This window comes from Lyngbya sp. CCY1209 (assembly GCF_035615495.1).
In the GTDB taxonomy this organism is placed as follows: domain Bacteria; phylum Cyanobacteriota; class Cyanobacteriia; order Cyanobacteriales; family Microcoleaceae; genus Limnospira.
Genome location: NZ_JAJENU010000031.1, coordinates 1 through 1,870, shown reverse-complemented (window position 1 = coordinate 1,870; position 1,870 = coordinate 1). Strand labels below are relative to the sequence as shown.

The 1,870-nt window shown below is 44.0% G+C and carries 3 protein-coding genes; all 3 read left to right on the top strand.

The features are described from left to right. Nucleotides 1–310: 310 nt before the first annotated feature. The 3 genes from LKE08_RS00145 to LKE08_RS00135 all read left to right on the top strand — a co-directional run bounded on the left by LKE08_RS00145 (nucleotide 311) and on the right by LKE08_RS00135 (nucleotide 1,835). Entirely contained in the window at nucleotides 311–934 is a 624-nt protein-coding gene (locus LKE08_RS00145; RefSeq protein ID WP_324702172.1) for a tetratricopeptide repeat protein, read from the top strand. Nucleotides 935–1,086: 152 nt separating this feature from the next. Further along, nucleotides 1,087–1,332: a UPF0175 family protein gene (locus LKE08_RS00140; protein ID WP_324702171.1), complete on the top strand. Its 246-nt coding sequence runs from the start codon at nucleotides 1,087–1,089 to the stop codon at nucleotides 1,330–1,332. Continuing rightward, nucleotides 1,329–1,835 carry a DUF3368 domain-containing protein gene (locus tag LKE08_RS00135; RefSeq protein WP_324702170.1) on the top strand — a complete coding sequence of 169 codons (507 nt, stop codon included), beginning with the start codon at nucleotides 1,329–1,331 and terminating at the stop codon, nucleotides 1,833–1,835. The genes LKE08_RS00140 and LKE08_RS00135 overlap by 4 nt, the downstream gene beginning before the upstream one ends. The last annotated feature ends 35 nt before the right edge of the window (nucleotides 1,836–1,870 follow it).

Here is a 1,870-nt window from a genome sequence, read left to right as displayed (position 1 = left end):
ATGGCTGCCCCTATGGCGCCCATTGTCAGGCCCCCAAACCCCCAATTCTGGGGGCTTTGAGCGGATGGAATGGCTGCTCATCATGTCGTATTGCTCGGACGAGCAGAAAAAGTGTTGACTCGTGCCGGACAATCAAGGATAATTTAAAACTGAGAGTATATTTCCAAAGTACAATATAAAAAATAGCTATTTTGAGTAGGAGTAAGTCTGCCCAAGTTTCCATGTTAAATTTCCGGACTTGCGGGTAGAACAGATCGATTTCAAATTTGGAGATCATAAAATTGTAGGTTTTTAATTTTTGTGGGTAGACATGAAACAAATATTTATATTTAAAAGATGGACTCGAAACTTCGGTTTATTCTTGACTCTTATTTTGGGATTGTATCTACTGAATGCAAATTCCAGTTACGCACAAGACATAAATATCAACATTTTGTCTGGGAATTTTTCCGAAAATTCGATCTTCAGGACTGATTCTATTTATCCGGATGCTTATCATGGCAGGGGTTCGGTCTATTTGGAGATGGGCAAATATGAAGAAGCCATCAAAGATTTTTCTGAATCGATTAGCTTGAACCCTCAATATCCGGATGCTTATGTTCAGAGGGAATATGCAAAATCATTTTTAAAAGATTATGAAGGTTGGGTAAATCGAGGAATTTCTTTAACAGCTTCGGGGCGATATAAAGAAGCTCTCGATTCTTACGATCGCGCTTTACGTTATAATACTGATGATGATACAGCTTGGTACAACAAAGCTGCAATTTATGCCTTACAAGGGAACGTATCGTCAGCCGTCGAGCATTTGAAGCAAGCAATCAAGCTCAATCCTGAAAGGAAGGAAGATGCCAAAACCGATCCGGATTTTGACTCAATTCGAGAACAGCCTGAATTTAAAGAATTGTTTCGGTCTAAACGTTTCTTTATATTTTGATTAAGTGGGGAACAGTTTAGACAACGATTTGCCAAACTTTAAAATTATCTTGTAGGGGCGCAAGGCTTGCGCCCTCCAGCCCGACTTTCCCCCACACATCCCATGCACAAGTTCCAAGGTATAAAATAGAGTAAGTCGCGAGGTATTGAGTCATGAGCGTTGTTGTTCCCGACGAAATTTTAACTGCAACTCGCATGACCGAGGCTGAAATGCGGCAAGAAATTGCGGTCATGCTCTTTCAGCGAGAAAAACTGACCCTGGCCCAAGCCAGCCGATTTTCGGGAATGCACCGGGTCGCATTTCAGCACCTCCTTGCCAGCCGCCGTATCCCCGTTCATTACGGGGTAGAAGATTTTGAGCAGGATATTGAAAATCTGCGGGAGATGGGCAGATTGTGATTGTTGTCAGTGACACATCGCCCATCAACAACCTCGCCGCAATCGATCGCCTTCATCTTCTTCATCAACTCTATGAAACGGTTCTGATTCCCGAAGCCGTTTATCGAGAATTAACCGATCCCGATTTTCCGGTTGCAGGTGCGATCGAAGTGCAAACTTTTGAATGGATTCAAACCCGGGCTGTTGGCGATCGCACCCTCGTCAAAGCACTGAGCAATGAGCTTGATATCGGAGAAGCTGAGGCGATCGCCCTGGCAGTCGAAATTCAAGCCGATCAAGTTCTGATTGATGAACGTCGGGGGCGTCTCATAGCGGCTAAATTTAACCTCCGATACACGGGTATTTTAGGAATCCTAGTCGAGGCAAAAGGCAATGGCTTGATTGCCGAGGTCAAGCCTTTATTAAATGCGTTGATTGACGAAGCCGGATTCTGGGTTGCAGAACCTCTATACAACAGCATTTTACGAGAAAAGGACGAGAGCTTGAAAGCCGTGTCTTTTTAAAGCACGGATGAAAAGCGAACGGCGACTGAAGTCGC